At 37.1% G+C, this 17995-nt stretch carries 19 protein-coding genes and 1 tRNA gene; 9 read left to right on the top strand and 11 right to left on the bottom strand.

The window, feature by feature from the left end:
- The first annotated feature begins 9 nt into the window (after positions 1-9).
- The 5 genes from NG743_RS09220 (at position 10) to rfbB (ending at position 3828) form a co-directional block, all read left to right on the top strand.
- Positions 10-333, top strand: a complete 324-nt coding sequence (locus NG743_RS09220; protein ID WP_027403831.1) for a phasin family protein — start codon at positions 10-12, stop codon at positions 331-333.
- Positions 334-411: 78 nt separating this feature from the next.
- Entirely contained in the window at positions 412-930 is a 519-nt protein-coding gene (locus NG743_RS09215; RefSeq protein ID WP_027403830.1) for an FKBP-type peptidyl-prolyl cis-trans isomerase, read from the top strand.
- A 110-nt stretch (positions 931-1040) separates the two neighbouring features.
- A complete protein-coding gene (locus NG743_RS09210; RefSeq protein ID WP_027403829.1) occupies positions 1041-1679 on the top strand; it encodes a DUF6391 domain-containing protein in 639 nt (212 codons plus the stop codon).
- 110 nt (positions 1680-1789) lie between these two features.
- A complete protein-coding gene (locus tag NG743_RS09205; RefSeq protein ID WP_027403828.1) occupies positions 1790-2797 on the top strand; it encodes a glycosyltransferase in 1008 nt (335 codons plus the stop codon).
- 8 nt (positions 2798-2805) lie between these two features.
- Positions 2806-3828 carry a dTDP-glucose 4,6-dehydratase gene (gene rfbB, locus NG743_RS09200; RefSeq protein ID WP_027403827.1) on the top strand — a complete coding sequence of 341 codons (1023 nt, stop codon included), beginning with the start codon at positions 2806-2808 and terminating at the stop codon, positions 3826-3828.
- A gap of 21 nt (positions 3829-3849) precedes the next feature.
- On the opposite strand, the gene NG743_RS09195 is transcribed toward rfbB, so the two are convergent.
- Positions 3850-4725, bottom strand: a complete 876-nt coding sequence (locus NG743_RS09195) for an indole-3-glycerol phosphate synthase TrpC (protein WP_027403826.1) — start codon at positions 4723-4725, stop codon at positions 3850-3852.
- 142 nt (positions 4726-4867) lie between these two features.
- Positions 4868-5089 carry a HetP family heterocyst commitment protein gene (locus NG743_RS09190; RefSeq protein WP_027403825.1) on the bottom strand — a complete coding sequence of 74 codons (222 nt, stop codon included), beginning with the start codon at positions 5087-5089 and terminating at the stop codon, positions 4868-4870.
- Positions 5090-6174: 1085 nt separating this feature from the next.
- On the opposite strand from NG743_RS09190, the gene NG743_RS09185 reads away from it, so the two are divergent.
- Entirely contained in the window at positions 6175-7047 is an 873-nt protein-coding gene (locus NG743_RS09185) for a response regulator transcription factor (RefSeq protein WP_257121883.1), read from the top strand.
- Between the two features lie 478 nt (positions 7048-7525).
- Here the strand turns inward: NG743_RS09185 and NG743_RS09180 are convergent, their stop codons facing one another.
- The 6 genes from NG743_RS09180 to NG743_RS09155 form a co-directional block, all read right to left on the bottom strand.
- Entirely contained in the window at positions 7526-7849 is a 324-nt protein-coding gene (locus NG743_RS09180; protein ID WP_027403823.1) for a DUF3082 domain-containing protein, read from the bottom strand.
- A 24-nt stretch (positions 7850-7873) separates the two neighbouring features.
- Positions 7874-8821 (bottom strand): 4-(cytidine 5'-diphospho)-2-C-methyl-D-erythritol kinase, encoded by a 948-nt coding sequence (ispE, locus tag NG743_RS09175; RefSeq protein WP_027403822.1) that lies wholly within the window; start codon positions 8819-8821, stop codon positions 7874-7876.
- A gap of 204 nt (positions 8822-9025) precedes the next feature.
- Positions 9026-9838, bottom strand: a complete 813-nt coding sequence (rsmA, locus tag NG743_RS09170) for a 16S rRNA (adenine(1518)-N(6)/adenine(1519)-N(6))-dimethyltransferase RsmA (protein WP_027403821.1) — start codon at positions 9836-9838, stop codon at positions 9026-9028.
- Positions 9839-9947: 109 nt separating this feature from the next.
- Positions 9948-10127, bottom strand: a complete 180-nt coding sequence (locus tag NG743_RS09165) for a hypothetical protein (protein WP_035082693.1) — start codon at positions 10125-10127, stop codon at positions 9948-9950.
- Positions 10128-10180: 53 nt separating this feature from the next.
- Positions 10181-11530, bottom strand: coding sequence for a serine/threonine-protein kinase (locus tag NG743_RS09160; protein WP_027403820.1), 1350 nt, complete (start codon positions 11528-11530; stop codon positions 10181-10183).
- A 61-nt stretch (positions 11531-11591) separates the two neighbouring features.
- A complete protein-coding gene (locus tag NG743_RS09155; protein WP_027403819.1) occupies positions 11592-11972 on the bottom strand; it encodes a DUF4359 domain-containing protein in 381 nt (126 codons plus the stop codon).
- A gap of 123 nt (positions 11973-12095) precedes the next feature.
- Between NG743_RS09155 and NG743_RS09150 the strand changes: the two genes are divergently transcribed.
- From NG743_RS09150 to NG743_RS09140, 3 genes are all read left to right on the top strand, one after another.
- Positions 12096-12168, top strand: a tRNA-His gene (locus tag NG743_RS09150).
- Between the two features lie 717 nt (positions 12169-12885).
- Entirely contained in the window at positions 12886-13281 is a 396-nt protein-coding gene (locus tag NG743_RS09145) for a hypothetical protein (protein ID WP_027403818.1), read from the top strand.
- Entirely contained in the window at positions 13250-13729 is a 480-nt protein-coding gene (locus NG743_RS09140) for a hypothetical protein (protein WP_257121882.1), read from the top strand. The genes NG743_RS09145 and NG743_RS09140 overlap by 32 nt, the downstream gene beginning before the upstream one ends.
- A gap of 426 nt (positions 13730-14155) precedes the next feature.
- On the opposite strand, the gene NG743_RS09135 is transcribed toward NG743_RS09140, so the two are convergent.
- From NG743_RS09135 to NG743_RS09125, 3 genes are all read right to left on the bottom strand, one after another.
- Positions 14156-14395 carry a hypothetical protein gene (locus tag NG743_RS09135; RefSeq protein ID WP_193963018.1) on the bottom strand — a complete coding sequence of 80 codons (240 nt, stop codon included), beginning with the start codon at positions 14393-14395 and terminating at the stop codon, positions 14156-14158.
- Positions 14396-14419: 24 nt separating this feature from the next.
- Entirely contained in the window at positions 14420-16192 is a 1773-nt protein-coding gene (locus NG743_RS09130; protein WP_257121881.1) for a serine/threonine-protein kinase, read from the bottom strand.
- A gap of 111 nt (positions 16193-16303) precedes the next feature.
- Positions 16304-17845: a YcjF family protein gene (locus NG743_RS09125; protein WP_257121880.1), complete on the bottom strand. Its 1542-nt coding sequence runs from the start codon at positions 17843-17845 to the stop codon at positions 16304-16306.
- Between the last annotated feature and the right edge of the window lie 150 nt (positions 17846-17995).

Genomic DNA, 17995 nt, shown 5'->3' with positions numbered 1-17995 from the left:
GAAGGCAGTATGGATAGTAACAATTGGTTGCAACAGCTAATGATGTTGGGTATTGGCACAACTTCTTTAGTTGCAGACAAACTCAAAGAAGTGAGTGATGAACTGGTAAAAGACGGTAAACTCAATCCTGAGCAAGCAAAGGCAGTCATGGATGATCTTGTACATCAGTTACAGTCAGAACAAGGCAACTGGGACGAGCAAATGCAGCGACAAATGCGAAACATGATGCAGGATTTGGGGGTCGCCCGTCAGTCAGAAGTAGACGAATTACGGGGGAGAATAGACCGTTTAGAGCGTCAAGTCCGGGATTTAGAAAATAAGCTATGGCGCTAAAAGATCATTTCTGATTTAAACTAATTTGTGTTCTGTCAGTAATCTGATCATCGGTAATTAAAAGAGAGAGGGTTGATTTTGAAAGGAATTTTCCTCAGCGTGGTGTTAATGCTGGTATGTGTTGGCGTTTTAGTATTTACCCAAATTAGCGGTCAAAAAGATGCGGCGATCGGTAATTCATCCCCAGCACAGCCAACCACCACTGTCACGCAAGAAAACAATACGCCAATAAAGAGCAATACTATGTCTGAAGCAAATGCTGTTACTACCGCCTCTGGATTAAGATATATTGAACTACAAGAGGGAACGGGCGCAACTCCCCAAACTGGACAAACCGTTGAGGTTCACTACATCGGTACATTAGAAAATGGGACTAAATTTGATAGTTCGCGCGATCGCGGTAAACCCTTTAGCTTTAAAATTGGCACAGGACAAGTCATTAAAGGTTGGGACGAAGGACTCAGCACTATGAAAGTAGGTGGCCGTCGTCAACTAATTATCCCCTCAGAACTAGGTTATGGTGCGCGTGGTGCTGGTGGCGTTATTCCCCCCAACTCTACTTTGATTTTTGACGTAGAACTAATCAGCGTTAAATAGTAATTGGGAATTGGGAATTGGGGTGAGGTTATTGGGAAAATCAGAAATTTTCAGTTATTGCAATTGTCAAAAAATATCACCAAGGAAAATTAATTCTCAAAAGAAAAAAGATGAATACTTCTTATTCGAGCGAATCGTATTCCTTTAACTTTGACTTTCTTGCACCTCACCCCAAACAAGATGCTGATTTACTGCAACAGTTATCTTTTATCCCTGGGTTGAAAGAAATTCTCATGCTCCGTCAAGTTCACGCACTGGAACACGCCACTGTCTGGTTACTAGGGGAAAATAAATATTCCTCTTTATCATCAGGAACAACCACCAATATACAATTAGATGATGAATTATTAGGTGGTTTGTCTACCGAACAGGGATTTTTTCTCTATGGTGATGTGAATATTCATGATTTGCGCCGTGCAGTAACATTAGCTAAACATCGTCTAACCACTGGAGAATGGGATTTAGCTGTACATCCCCGCTGTGGCACAAATGTATCTGTAGCCATGTTATTAACAGCAGGACTAGCAGTAACAATTCCTTTTTTACTACCATTTCGACCAATTGAACAACTAATCGGTTTTGGTTTAGCCGCCACAGCCGCAGCGGAAATTGCACCAGATTTAGGAATGCTCACCCAGCGTTATCTTACCACCTCTATCCCCTTTAATTTAGCTATTGAAAATATTACCATCACCCGTGATTTTTGGGGTAAAGAAAGTCATTTTATCAAAGTATATTGGGAAAATTAGGAATCCGTAGGGGCGCAGGGCCTGCGCCCTGATTCATTCACCACCTGCGCCCTAATTCATTCACAACCCACACCATTATTTATAAACTTCAAAATTAGATATTTAGGATGATGAGAAAACTTTACTTTTTAGTACCAGGAACAAATGGTAAATTTGCTTGTGGTGGTCTTTGGGCAGAATTGAAAACAGTTGCTTTAGCTCAACAGGTTTGTGATGCTGAAACAGTTACCTATCGTCAGCGAGAATCAGATAAATTATTCTTAGATGATTTATTAAAAGAACAGAATTTAGATTTAGATAACATAATTTTTGTAATTAGCTGGGGATTCAATGTTGGTAAATTAGCGGCTAAATTACAAAAATATCATGTAATTTATCACGCTCATAGTGCAGGTTATAAAATTAATTTACCAGCTAGTATTCCCATAATTACAGTGAGCAGAAATACTTTGGGTTATTGGGGACAACAAGCCCCAAATGCTCTAATTTATTATTTACCCAATCAAATTAGTGATGAATTTACTAATTTACATCAACATCGAGATATTGATGTTTTAGTGCAAACACGGAAATCTTCAGAATATTTAATTAAAACCTTAATTCCTGCTTTAGAAAAAAAATGTAAAGTATTGGTTATTGATAGTTACGTAGAAAATTTACCAGCTTTATTTAATCGTGCTAAAGTTTATCTTTATGATTCGGCAGAATATTGGAAATTACAAGGAGTTAGCGAAGGATTTGGCTTACAACCAATGGAAGCATTAGCTTGTGGTTGTCAAGTCTTTTCTAGTGTCAATGGGGGATTATCAGATTATTTAGATCCGGGCTTTAATTCTTATAAAATTGCTGGCTATGCTTTAGAATATGATGTTGCCAGAATTTTGCAGGTTTTAGAATCTTCAGTAGCATTGACTTTATCAGAAACTGTGTTAGCAGAATACAGAACTGAGCATATTATTCACCGTTTAGGAGTAATTTTAGCAGACATAAATAACTTCTTCGATCATAAACATAACTATTCAACTAAAATTCCCGATTTTACAAAAATCCGGTTAGCGCAACTGTTTACACAGAAAATCTTTGCTAAAATCAAGAAGAAATATTTACAGGGTAATTAGGGAATCTCATGAATAGACGATTACTGGTGACTGGAGGTGCTGGGTTTATTGGCGCGAACTTCGTCCATCATTGGTGTCAGGCTCATCCAAATGATAGAATCGTGGTACTGGATGCTCTTACCTACGCTGGAAATCGCCATAATTTAGCCTCTGTTGAAGCCAAAGAGAATTTCCGATTTGTGCAGGGGGACATAAGCGATCGCTCTCTAGTTGACAAATTACTTTTAGCAGAAAATATAGATACTATAGCTCATTTTGCCGCCGAATCTCACGTTGATCGTTCCATCACCGGACCCGCTGCATTTGTCCAAACTAACGTAGTGGGAACTTTTACTTTATTAGAAGCTTTTCGTCAATATTGGCAAGCACAAAACCAACCTAGTAATTACCTATTTCTCCACGTTTCTACCGATGAAGTTTATGGTAGTCTCACCTCAGATGAACCGGCATTCTCAGAAACTACAGCCTATAGTCCCAATAGTCCTTATTCCGCTTCCAAAGCTGGGAGTGATCATCTAGTTCGAGCTTATTATCATACTTATAAATTACCGACAATTATCACTAATTGCTCTAATAATTATGGTGCTTTTCAATTTCCTGAAAAGCTAATTCCTTTGATGTGTATTAACATTCTAACTGGTAAAGAATTACCTGTTTATGGTGATGGCAAAAATGTCCGCGATTGGTTGTATGTAGTTGATCACTGTCGGGCGTTAGATGTGGTAATCCATCAAGGAAAACCAGGAGAAAATTACAACATTGGTGGCAATAACGAAGTTGAAAATATCAGTCTGGTACAAAATTTATGTGCAATCATGAACGAATTAGCCCCAGATTTACCAGTATATCCAGCGGAAAAATTAATTACTTTTGTGAAGGATAGACCTGGACATGATCGAAGATATGCCATTAATGCCAATAAGCTAAAAACAGAATTTGGCTGGACTCCATCTGTAACAATTACAGAAGGTTTACGTTTAACCGTAGAATGGTATCTCAGCCGTAGTGATTGGTGGAAACCCTTACTATGATCAATCCGTAATTGTCAATTATTACCTAATCTTTAATTCCTCTGAATAATGAATGGGGAATTTCGATTGCAGTAAATTTCTGACAGCTAGTTCCAAATCATTTTCTTTGAGCAAAGATTCTCCGATGATCACTGTTTGTACACCACATTCAGCCACAAACGATAAATCATCGGGGGTTTCTATCCCTGATTCACTAAGGACTAAAATTCCCAGTTTTTGAAGTTGCGATCGCCTAGCTGCCAATAATTCCTGAGTGGTGTTAATATTAATGCTAAAATCACCTAAACTCTGGTTATTAATAGAAACTATCCTCACATCTTCTAAAGCTAAAACTCTATCCAAATCATTTAAGTTATGAACTTGGATAACAGCATTCATACCTAAGTAATGAATCACTCGTAAAAAGTTTTGTAATTGCTTATCTGTAAGAATAGCAGCAATTAATGATATTGCATCTGCACCAGCCGAACGGGCTAAATAAATTTGGCAAGGATCAATGATAAAATCTTTGCAAAGTAGAGGTATTCCTACCCGATATCTGATAGCACGTAGATGATCAAAACCACCATGAAAAAACTTTTGATCGGTAAAAACAGATACACAAGATGCTCCTCCTCGTTTATAGGCTTGAGCAATAGTAACTGGGTCAAAATCTGGTCTAATTACACTATGATAAAGTGATGCTTTTTTCACTTCTGCAATTAAACTAGGTTTATAAATACTCAATTGCAAAGCCGTAAAAAAGTCACGCACAGTAGGAGCAGCACTTAATTGACGTTGCAAGGAAGCCCAGGACATATCTTGTTGCATTTGTGCAACTTCTAGTTTTTTCTGCCACACAATTTCTTGAATAATTGTTTGCATTTGATGATTATAAATTGTGGTTGGGTAGCTCATGAATTCTGCACAATAATCATATTTTTTTTGATGAATCTTCACCTTACCTTTTTATTTTCCAGAAAGAATTTTCACAAATTCAGATTTAAAAACGCAACTACTTTAATTTTCCATCAAATCCTTCAGCTTTTCTCATAGGAAGTTAATTTTGCTGAGAATTACCAAGTAAGCAGTTAGTTTTAAGTAATCTGATATAAGTACGATAGGGTATATAGTCCATAGGATTATAACCAGCAAATTGTAAAACTAGAACACAAGCCCAAGAATATTTACCCGCAATAATTGCTTTGATTATTTGCTCTATTTGTTCAGTCTTAATTTTTTTGTTAACCGACGAATGATAATCGCTAAAATTTTGACTCATAATATGCACTCCTGTTGAAAATAAGAATCATCTAATGGTTTTGAGATTTTTTCATGCCTCTTTTTTAAGACTACCCAAAGTTACTCTTTCAATACATGAATTATTCTTTGATTAACTTGATAATTTTTTCGCTCTTATTTTTTAGCCCTAATTAACTGTCAAAATGTTAGATTTTTAAGTGTAAATTTATTAGCCGTGATTATATACTATTTTCTTGTTTTTTTAGGTTAATTTTTTCGTATAATCAAGTTAAAAATTGTTTCGTTCAGTTTAATACTTGGTAAGTGATTATTAGTAAAATCATTACTCCTTTTATGTTGCTTCTTAACTTTTATCTATTCCAGATTTTCTAATTTTGCCGTTTAGTGATTCTTGCTGATAGTTATATATAAATTTAATCAATCATTTATCTACCCTGGGGAGGATGCTAAATGATTAGCAGCTAATTTGGGGCAGAAAGATATTCCTGGCGACAGATGACCTTGTATCTTCTTTCATAGTTGAATGCAAAAGAGACTAAATTTCGGAAAATCAGGTAAATAACTCACAATTTACCTATTTATCAAATCTCACCATCCCAAAGTTTATACAGATATTAATTGACAATATGGCAATTGTATGAGGTTCAATACTGTTCGGTTAAGAGTTTTTGTAGCGACTGTCTTGATTGTCAAGCGACAGCGTAACCCAAAAAAAGCTTATAAATGTTGGGTTTCGTTTCTCAACCCAACCTACGTAATTCTATTTTTTGAGCTTAACCGACAAGTATTGGTATGGAATTAGGTTCATTTTTCCGGGTGACTCAGGTGAAAAGTAATAAAAACAACCATTAGTTTTTTCATGCAACCAAGTTGAACGTATTTACTTTTTATTGATAAAATCAGATTTATTCAAGCTTAAACATAAATCTGCTATTGTTTCAATTACTAATACCAATTGAAACAATAGCAATTATCAAGATTTTATTAACTCTTTACTCGAATTTTATGTTTCCTTTTGCCCTATTTATATCCAAAATTTTTCCGCAAATCGTTACAGAGTTTAGTAACGGCTAAAAATAACAAAATCTAGTGATTGGAATAGTTATGTACGAAACAAAAAGAATTATCGTCATTGATAATGATATTGTCAACCGCAATTTTGTTTTAGATTGTCTTCACTCTCAAGGCTATAATGCCATAGGTTTAGAAAATGGTATAACTGGACTGCAATTAATCAAGAAATATTTACCTGATTTGGTAATTTGTGATCTAGTAATGCCAGACATAGATGGTTATACCTTATTAAATCACCTCCGGGAAGATCCATTAACAGCAATTACTCCTTTTATTTTTTTGACTGCTATTAATACAAAGGCATCTTTACGAAAAGCAATGGAATTGGGAGCAGATGATTATTTAACTAAACCTGTAACAACGGATGAGTTATTGCGAGCCGTTGATATTAGATTACAAAAACAGGCTCTTTTTAGATATTGGTATGCAACAAATCCCAATCAACTAACATCAACAGAATTACCTAATACATCAGCAAATTCTCCGTCAATTTTTCCAGATATTCCCCATTTAAAAATAATTTTCGATTATATAGAAGCTAACTATCAAGAAGGAATTACTTCCTCTGATGTTGCCGAAGCTGTAGGTTATTCTTCTGCATATTTAACTAACCAAGTTGGTAAACAAACAGGAAAGCCAATAAATGTTTGGATTGTGAAACGGCGCATGGTAGCAGCCTTATCTTTATTGGAAAATACTAATCACACAATTGAGGAAATTGCTGTTGAAATAGGTTATCAAAATGCTCCTCATTTCTCTCGACAGTTTCGCCAACATTATGGGTTATCTCCCGGAAATTGGCGAAAAAAACATCAGTTAAATTCAGATTCGATAAAGACTAAGTTGCAATTTAGGCAAAATCGCTCACGATTACTCAACCCTGTACCTGCGGGGAGGAGTTAAGTCAGGAGGTAGAGGCGCAGGGACTGCGCCTAATTAGGGTTTGCTGATAGCGTAGCGTGGTGTTAGCCATACTCCCGAATGGGCGCAGACCCTGCGCCCCTACCTTCTGATAGCACAGTGTGGCGTTAGCCATACTTCTAGCCCTCACAGACAACTTTTTCAGCAAACCCTAAGGGAACACCAAAAAATAAATTACCCAATTTTGTGGGATGGGCATCCTGCCCGTCCTTAATGATTGGCGGGCTTTTCGTCCCGCACCACAAGAAATTTTTGGGTATTTTTTTAATTGGAAGTCCCTAAGAGGGTGTTTGAAAAGTTATGGTTGATGTATCAAATATTTTTTACCCCTCCCTAACCCTCCCCTTTACAAGGGGAAAGGGGGGTAGTAATGTGATGAAAATTACGGGATACCACTTTTCAAACATCCTCTAATTAAAAGTCAGAAAAAATGACTCCCCCTATTTCCTATTAGATAAAACTAACTACTTTTGGTATTGCTCAATTGCTGGATAAAAAGTTGTATTGATAAGGCGAATAAACCTAATGCAACTAACCCAAATATTCCCGCTCCCAAGGCTACTATACCTACAACTAGGGTACGCACGGCAGAAGCAATGTTGATCACAGTTTGGTTATCAGAATGGGTGGGTTTATTGGCAAAAGTAGTGGCGATCGCTATCATTAAAGAATAAGTAGCAAATGCAAATCCTCCCGATATCACAGACCCAGTTATACAGCGTAAAGGAGTTGCTTGGACTTGATTAGAACTATCTACTGATGGCGTTTCTTGCGGTTGATTCATAGCAAAGTAATAAATTAGGCAATTTTATTGAGCGATTTTAATTCCATGTTTAATGGCATGGGTGACAAACAATTCCAAATCCTCATCAGGAATAGACTCACGTATCCGTTCCTTAACTATTTCCCCTTGATTTTGAGATTCAACAATAGCAAACACAGAAGGACCAGAACCCGACATCATTGTCCCTAAAACCCCAGGTTGACTGGCGAATAATTCCCGTAGTTGCCATACTTGAGGATAAGCTGGTAAAACAACCTTCTCTAAATCATTATGTAGTTTTCGGGCAATGCTTTCTGTATTCTTATTCAAGATAGCTTTCACCATATCTTCTGAATGAAAAGCACTAGCACGAGCCGCTAAACCTTCCGAATCTTGAATATAATCAATCCCAAATTGTTGCCGATAGGTTTTATATGCCCAAGGTGTAGAAACTTCCAAACTGCGATATTTAGCCAAAACTATATGTAAATTATCCAAACTTTGCAAAGGAGAAAGTTGTTCACCTCTACCAGTAGCAATTGCCGTTCCCCCACCAATACAAAATGGCACATCTGAACCCAGAGTAGCACCCAATTCTTCTAATTCTGATTGAGTTAATCCCAAATTCCAAAGTAAATCCATTCCCACTAACACTGCTGCGGCATTACTAGAACCTCCCGCTAAACCAGCAGCAACAGGAATATGCTTTTTGATAGTAATATCCACACCACCAAAATTACTAAAAGCTTTGGGAAATTCCTTAGCCATTAATGCCGCCGCTTGATAAACTAAATTAGTTTTATCTGTAGGTACTTGGGGATGATTGCAATAAACGCGAATATTTTCAGTGCTGGACGAATGAATATCAATTTGGTCGGATAAATCTATACTTTGGAGTATCATTGCTAATTCATGATACCCATCAGGACGACTCCCGATAATTTCCAAATACAAATTGATTTTGGCAGGTGCAATTAAACTGTAAGAACGCATAACGGTTATTTAGTAGAGGCAAGAGGCAAGAGGCAATAGTCAAGAGAACTATTCCCGATTTCCTAAGTAGTGAGACAGAATTAATTACACAATGTCATTGCGTTAGCGCAGCGTGGCGTTAGCCATATGGAACGAAGTGAAATGAAGCAATCGCCAGGGTTGTGATTGCTTCCCTTCGCTCGCAATGACTGTAAATATTTTTGTTCAATTACTTATAGTATTTACCAGTGATACCCATTGGGCAACACCAAGGTCTTCAGCGCGAACTTGAGGATTTATTCCCAATTGTTCCAGTAATTGAGTCAAGCTGTCTCGTTCAATTACCGATTGTAAATTATTTCTTAACATTTTTCGCTTTGACCCGAATCCCAATTTCACCAGAGTTTCTAACTTTTTGGGGTCATGAGCCGGAATTCCGATTTGTTTAGGACTCAACCGCACCACAGCCGAATCTACCTTGGGTGGAGGCACAAATGCCGCCGCCGGAACAGTACAAATTAACTCACAATCCGCCAAATATTGCACCCGCACCGACAACGCCCCAAAAGTTCTCGAACCCGGTTTAGCATATAATCTTTCGGCTACTTCTTTCTGTACTAACAAAACAATCGTATCAAAAGGCTCTGGATTAGGATGAGAAATCGTCCCCAGTAACTTTTCAATAATTGGTCCAGTAATATTATAAGGAATATTAGCAACAACTTTATTCTGCTTCTGAAAATTAGTAAATGTTGTTAATTGCGATGGTAAATCAAGAGTTAAAAAATCTCCCTGTAGCAAGAGAAAATTTTCTTTTTCCCCCAATTGTTTAGCCAGTAACTTACACAAATCTCGGTCAATTTCTACGGCTAATAGAGATTTCACCAGCGGTAATAACCGACGAGTGAGAATTCCTGTACCCGGACCAATTTCTAAAACTTTATCAGTTTCGTGACAATTAGCCGCTTGGACAATTGCGTTCAGAGCTTTATCACTTTTTAACCAATGTTGAGCAAACTGTTTACGGGGTTGAATCATTTTATTGCCATTAAAAATTAGACTTATTATCAGGATTATTTTATTGGACAATAACAATCTTTATTATACTTAATGATGTAAGTCCATTCTTAATAATACCACAAATCACTTACATATCACACTTCAAAATGTAACTTGAAACTTCTTGATTGACTACTTCAGCCTCTACAAAATTTTCTAAACTTGTCTTAACTTCATCTTCCAAACTGCGGTTATGGCTTTGAGCTAAACCCTGTAATTTTTCTAATACAACAGGATTAATATTTCCTATTACAACTTGTGTTGACATTACCTCGCTATTACTACAGAAAAAGACATTAACGCTGGGATATCCATTTTAAACTAATTGTAACAGCTTGCCACCTTTGCAGCTAAAGCTTTCATGTGTTTTCCTAACTGAGTACCACTAGCCCAAAAGTGAGAAGGTAAATGACCTATTGGTGCAGATAACTTAAAAGATAATTGTTGTCGGGGGGAAGTAGCATAGGGCAAATACCAACCTACCGTACTACAAAATTGGGCATAGTCGGTATCACAGCTATAATAAATTTGGGTTTGAATACTAAAACCAAAATGTCCTTGACTATATTTTGTCCACAATTGATCGATTATTTGTAAATCCTGACAAGGCAAACTTTCCAAATCACTATTAGATAAATAAGTAACTCTCCATTTAGATAAAGCTTGACACATTAACGCCCAAGTTTCTTTATCTGCTTTTTCCCACTGTTTCCATGCCAGGAAATCACGTAACTGCTGGTAATTAACACTGGTATCAGAACGGAGAGTAGTAGGTTGCTGTTTCTTCCCTGTTTGTGTTTTTATTTCTATTGCTGCTAGGACTTCTTGTGCAGATTTGTAACGTTGAGCCAAAGCATTATGAATGAGTTTATCAATAATTCCACCCAGATGTGGTGTAACCTGATTTTCTGGAAGTAAATAATCTCGCCAAACCCAGCGATCGCTTGTATCATCATATAAATCAAAAGGAGAAATCCCCGTCAACAACTGAATACAACTCACACCCAAACTATAAAGATCACTAGCTGGTAACACCTTACCCCGCATTTGTTCAGGAGCCATATATTCAGGACTACCAATAGTTGTTCCTGTTTTCATCATCCCAGTGGCAGAAATAAACTTAGCCACACCAAAATCAATCAACACCAAATCTCCCCCAGAAGATTTTCGCATGATATTTTCCGGCTTAATATCTCTATGAATCACATGATGACTATGCACAAATTCCAACACAGGTAATAAATCTTGCAGTAATTTCTGGATTTTCCCCTGATTAAAAACCCCTGCTTGTAGTAATTCCTGGGACAAAGTCTGTCCTGAGATAAACTCCTGTATTAAATATAACCTATTTTCCTGCTCAAAATATGCCAACAACTGAGGAATTTGGGGATGATGCAACTCATCTAAACGCACTGCTTCTTGCCGAAACAATTCCACCGCTTTTTTAAAATCGGCTGGATTTTCCTCGGGAAAACAGAGTTGTTTAATTACACATTGCGGTTGGGAAGGAATATGTTCATCCACCCCTAAGATTGTTCTCCCAAAACCACCCTTACCTAAAGCATAAAGGGGACGATAGCGCTCTTTAAGTAAAATTAACTTACCACATTTAATACAAAAACACGCATCATCAGGATTTTGCGGGTACAAACAGTTAGTACAAAAACTCATCACCTAGTAGTTATTTTTCAGAACTACTTGTATATTAAGTCTTCATTTGACTTACGCCGATTTATTTTTCCTCAGCATTATAAGTATAAAATTGATTTAATGCCCCCACCGTTTCAAATTTGTACCCTGGTATCCAAGCATCCAGTTTGATTTGAGTCCGGTAAATACTAAACATCATATAGTCTTGTCGGTTAGTAGTAGTAGTAATCAGTTCCTTAATATGTGGCGTAGCGGAATTAAGCAACTGTTCACAATTAACTTTAATTAACTTTTCCAAAAAGCTTGGTGTTTTTTTACATACATCAGTTTCCAAGTATGTTGTCAGCTTTTGGACTGCATACTTTTCATACTCCTCCTGATTAGGGTTAGTTTTCGCCATAATTGCCCCTAGAACAGTAACGCCCACTGCTCCTACGCATATAATCATAGTTAAAGGTTTCATTTCTAGCTCGACCCAGTATAGTGGTTAATCTTTTAAAGACTACCAAGAAAATTATCTAATTTCTGGCAAAAAACTTGATCATTTTTCTCAGGTCGTGCTAGACTTACAGAAGTAAATTGAATGGCGAGCGTAGCCAAGTGGTTAAGGCAGTGGTTTGTGGTACCACCACGCGCGGGTTCGAATCCCGTCGTTCGCCCTTTTTTGTAAAGTATTCATTAGTTGAGACTCCCATTCACTAGCATTAGTAGTGATCATTGGTGTCAACTTAAGCTACAGATAAGTAATTGGACAAAAATATTTACAGTTATTGCGAGCGAAGGGAAGCAATCACAACCCTGGCGATTGCTTCATTTCACTTCGTTCCACATGGCTAACGCCACGCTGCGCTAACGCAATGACATTGTGTACTTAATTCTGTCTCACTACTTAGCTTATTTGTTTGGCTGACAGCCCCGCCCAGAAATGAATTTCACAGGCTTTTAGCTAAAGTTTACTAAAGTAAACTGGGGATTTTTAGTCATCTTCAGACAACTTTTGCTATTAGACTGGGAATATGGCTAACGCCACGCTATCATTCCCAAGCGGGCTACAGGTTTTACGTTAAGTTGACACCAATGGGTAGTGATATACTCCACGCACTCCCTCTCAGGTGAGTGTACGCTTCTCGGCGACTCCTCTATCAGGATATTGACTGAGATTTAATAGCGTGTAACACACGGTTATTGATATTTATAGACAAATTTAGATCCCTGCACAAACTTGTATTCTTTGGGATAGCGGCTTTTTAACTGTGTTATCACCCTTCGGCAAGCTCAGGGTATATAAAAGCCGTAGACTTTACAGATTTAATCTTTTCAACTTCTTGACAATTATAATTTATGATTTCATTAATATTTGTTTTGAATTTACGGCGATGAAAAAGTTGATAAAAATAGTTATTTTTGCACCTTTGTTAGTCATATTAGGATGTTATGGCTTACTAAAAGTTATATTTAATCATGAAGTGCGATCGCCAATTGCAATTATGGTTCAACATGACAATAATATAGAAAGTAACGATAGTATTAATAATTGGGAATTAATTCAGAATAATTATATATATAGCAATTTATCGCCACAGCAAGAACTACAAATTAAGCACCTCCTTCTAGAAGAATTACCAAATATTACTAGTTATGAAAATAAAAATCATTTTGCAGCTAATCTAGCTAAAATATCTCAATCCAGTCAACAGATTTATAAATTAGCAAAATCTCATCATTGGCGAAAAGCACGAGATGAGAACAAAAAAAATACAAAATTTTATTAAAGATTTAGAAACAAACTTTCAACCAAATATACTGCAATTAAAAAAACTAACTAATAAAATTGATACATTAGATACCGCTATTGCCAATAAAAACTCACAAATGGCAATGCGTACTTCTAATCAAATTACTTTTATCATAGCTGAAATGAATAAAAATTCTCCAGAAAAAATACCAGTGGAAGTTACTTTATTAAACTATTATGAACGCGAATTAGAAATCTGGATTCCCACAGAAAACAAACATTGGTTGGGTAAAACCGCGAAAAATATCAATCACACTTGGTTATCTGTTCGTCCTCTAGTTTTAGCTCATGGTAACACCAAAGAAGTACATAAATTTGATATGTTAATAGCTACTCTTGATCGAGCCTCATTATCTAATGATTATACACAGATAACTACTTTATTACAAGAAGAACAAGATAATCTAGAAAAAGTATTTCAATGATGTAGATGGAGATTTATCATTCAAACCTTTATCAGAAAAGATTGATAAAAAATTACCTCCAGCTTGAAAACCACTGGAGGCTATGATTAAAGACATTGGAATGTGGACTAGTTCACCTATGAATTTAACTTTATTTTTATATAGTTATATCTATCCGTAGAAACGTTTAAAATTAATTCATTTCTATCTAATTGAATAGACAAAAAAGACCCCCGGTTATAGACGGTTATAGACCGAGGGATTCTGCAAGTCGGAATTATCGCACAAAGACATTCGCGTACCCACAATAGCAATGTAACAGGTCGAAAAAATGCCAAAATGCCAAAAACCACAAATCTCCGTATTTTTACGAATATTTTAAGATCCAGTCGCAATGGAGGTTGGTTGTAAATAAGTAATCAACTGTTGCAAACCTTTTTGCAGATATCATGTTACTGTCATTGGTGTAGCCCCAATCTTCTTAGCAGCATCCTTGCGAGTTAATTGTTTAACAAATACTAACTCCACCGCCATTCTGGGTTTATCATCTAGCATACTTATTGCTCCTTCTAGCTGCTCTTTTTCTTCTTGCTGTTGCTGAAGTGCGATGCTATGATGACAGGGAAGCAAATCAGCCCAGGTGACTGGGGAATTTACGTAATTAGATACTGTATTATCTAAACTCATGACACCAATGACTATCAGCAAACCCTAATTACGAATATTTACTTCCTGTAAATAATCTTCTGGTTGCAAAAATACTCTACGCTCAACGGCGCGTTTATCGGTAGGTGTGTTTTGTACTTCAATAACAGGAACTGTTTTTAGTGTCGCTAATTCTTGTTGTTGATTACGTAGACGTAACTTTTGGGAATATTCTTGTAGTTTGACTCTTGCTTGTGCATAGACATCAGTATCTTTGGGAACTCTTTCCAGGAGTTTAATTGCTCCAAAAAAGTCACCTACAGATGCTTGATTGTGGGCTTGATATACATAATATCCCGATCTAACTTGACGTTTTTGATTATATTCAGCTAATTTTTGTTTAACTATAGTGCCAGCGGAGCTTTCTTCAGGTATTTGTTGTAAGTAATATAAAGCTGTTGAGAAATCTCTTTCTTCAGCTTTTGCATAGGCTTTGGCTAATAATGTTTGTGTTTGGGCTTCGATATTTACTTTTGCTTGTTCAACTAGGGGCTGAATTTTTGCTTGCCAATAGGAATTAACTGTAACTTTAGCCGCGTGAGGTAATACGTCTGTCCACCGACTTTCTTTGAATGCTTTTTCTGCTGAAATATAATGCTCTGCGTCTTTTTGCCATTGCTGTTGCCATTCTTCAATTGAGGCTTGTGCTTCTGCATAAATATTACTATCAAGAGGGATTGACTGAGCCAAATTAATTGCTTTTTGTAGGTCTCCAGATTGATATTTGGCTATGGCTTTATATAAAGTTTCTGTGGCTGAGTAAGCTTGAGAATTATTAAATAAAGAATATACTCCTAACCCTAATAAAACGGAATTAATTAATAAGCCTAATCTTAATTTTGCTAGTAATGGTTGGGATTTTTGATGTGGTTTTTCAATAGTTTGATAAGATAATTGAGATTCTGATATTTGTATTTCTGCTGGGTTATTTACCCATTCTATATGCTTGAGTACCCATAGTGCTTCATGAGCGGATTGAAACCGTTCTTGATGTTGATAACGGATCATCTGATTGAGGAAAGCAATTAAATAATCATTAATTTGGGTATCATCATCACACCAGATAATTTCATTGGTTTTGGGATCAATTTCTAATTGCAGAGGTGCAAGTCCTGTAATAGCCTGAATAGCAATTATGCCCAAGGAGTAAAGGTCACTATTGGGTTGAGTTTGACCAATGAATTGTTCTGGAGGAATGTAACCCAAGGATGTTACAGGAATTTGATCTATGGATAATTCGGTTTCAATACTAAAATCTATTGGTTGAATTGAGCCAAAATTAATTAATACTAATCTGGCATCTATAGCTCGTCTAATTAGGTTTTCTGGTTTAATATCGCAATGAATAAAGCCTTGAGAGTGAACAAATTCGAGAATATATAGGGCATCTTCTAGAAATTTAATAACGTCAATTTCACTCCATTTACTTGAGCTTTGGGGGCTAGTTGGTAATTCTGCTGCTAAAGACTCTCCAGGAATAAATTGTTGTACTAAATAAAAACGTTCATTTTCTTCAAAGCAGGTAATTAATTCGGGAATTTGGGGATGGCGACCTAAGTGTTTGAGAGTTTCAGTTTCTGTTAAAAACCGTAGTCTGAGATAGTCAAAATAGGAGGTAGATTGATAGTTGTTAACTTTGAGTTGTTTAACAACATATCTAGGTTTTTCTAGATGGTGCATATCTACCGCGATAAATGTTTGCCCAAACACTCCGGCACTAAGTGGTTGAACAATTTGGTAACGCTCTTGTAATAGTTTGCCGATCATTTGGTTATTCATGATCTAATTACTCAGAAATCCTTCTATATCTTTTCTGACATCGGCTACTATTTTCCGGAATTATAGAAAATAATTCAGTATGTGAAATATTTAATAATTATTTCAGTGTTTTTACCTATGATCTTCTTTTTCTGCAAAGGTATCAGTTAATGGTTTGACGACTTTAGCGATCGCTTCTTGCACAAAAACTTTGATAAACTCATCGCGGCGATTAATCTGAAATTGTTGCTGCACAACTTCTGTCATCCCCCCATCACCCCAATCTTGATCATGACGAAAGTATTCAATAAAACTTTTCCCAGCAATGCGGGTTAAATATGCGGCTGTCACCCCTTGAATTGCTCTTCCCACAATAAAAGTAGCCACATTGAGTTGCAAAGCAGTTGATAATAATTCAATTGCCCCTTTGACAATCCCTAAACCAGCAATAGTTTTTCCTAAAGATAGGGCTAATTCCTTGCCCCTTTCCATGTTTAAATCGCAACCATAAAGCCTACCAATTTCTACTACCATTTGAGCATTAACCGCCGCAGTGGCGAGTAAGTCTACCATTGGCAATGGGGTGACAGAAACCACACCTGCTCCAATCCATTGATACCTCTCAACAATTTTATCAGCTTGCCGACGACGCTGAGAATCTATCATTTTACGGGCTTCTTCTCCTAAGCGTAAAGACTGTAAGAGAATATTGTCTGCCACTAAGTCTTCACCTTCAGCGCGTAAAATGGAAGCCATACGCCGTAACAAAGGAATAATATCCGCTTCCGGTTGGAAAGTTTCGCCAGTTTCTAATTGGGCTATTTGGGGATTGGCAGCGATCGCCACCACATCATTAGTAGCAATAAAACTCCGTACTCGCTCCCGTAATCTCGCCAAGATTGATTCTATGTCAGTTTCAGTGTATAAATCTGTTTTATTTAGAACTAAAAGCGATCGCTTACCAATTTCCGCCAACCCCCGCAATGGCTCATATTCAGAACGGCGTAAATCATTATCCACCACAAATAACAACAAATCCGCCTCCGTCGCCAAAGCCCTAGCCAATTGTTCCCGTTCCGTACCCGCCACCCCCGGTTCTAAAATCCCTGGAGTATCAGTAATTAATATCTTCCGTTCCAAACCCTTCAACCGTAAACAATAGGTTTCTCCCACCTGAGTCGTCCCCATTGGTGCATTCACTTCACCAACTATCCGCCCCATAATCGCATTCACCAAAGAAGTTTTACCAGCACTACCAGTACCAAAAACAACAACCTGAATTTCCCCTCTCGCTAAATTCGCCTCAATTTCCTTAGTCCGACTCAGTAAAGCTTGGCGTGTCACCTCATCTTGAATTTGGGCTACTTGTTGACGTACCGCTTGCAAAGTAGAAGAAGCCGCATCCGATTTAGCTGCTGGAATTTGGGCAGAAGTCACCCTTTGACGTTGACGACGGGATTTTTCCTCCCCCTGCCGCAGCACCAATACATAATAAATAAACGCAGCAATCAAACCACCAATCAGTAAAACTAGCAGTAATAATAGTAAATTACCCAACAACGGCGAATAGGACAACTGCCAGTACAAGCGGGAAAGAGAATCAATTAGCCATAGGGTTAACGCCAAAATGACGATTAGGCCAACAATTAGTGTAACAATACGAGACAAAGGCATGAAGGATAGAAGTTATTACCTGTATAGTGGTTTTCTCAGCTAGAAACTAAAAAGCAACAATTTTTGATAAACTAATATTTAAGTGTATGTGTAGTGTTGCCTGATTGACTGACTGTTAAATTCTCCATTTTCTACCTGCTCTCAATTCAT

Source organism: Dolichospermum heterosporum TAC447, from assembly GCF_024584745.1.
Classification (GTDB): domain Bacteria; phylum Cyanobacteriota; class Cyanobacteriia; order Cyanobacteriales; family Nostocaceae; genus Dolichospermum; species Dolichospermum heterosporum.
This window is presented reverse-complemented; position numbering and strand designations above follow the sequence as displayed.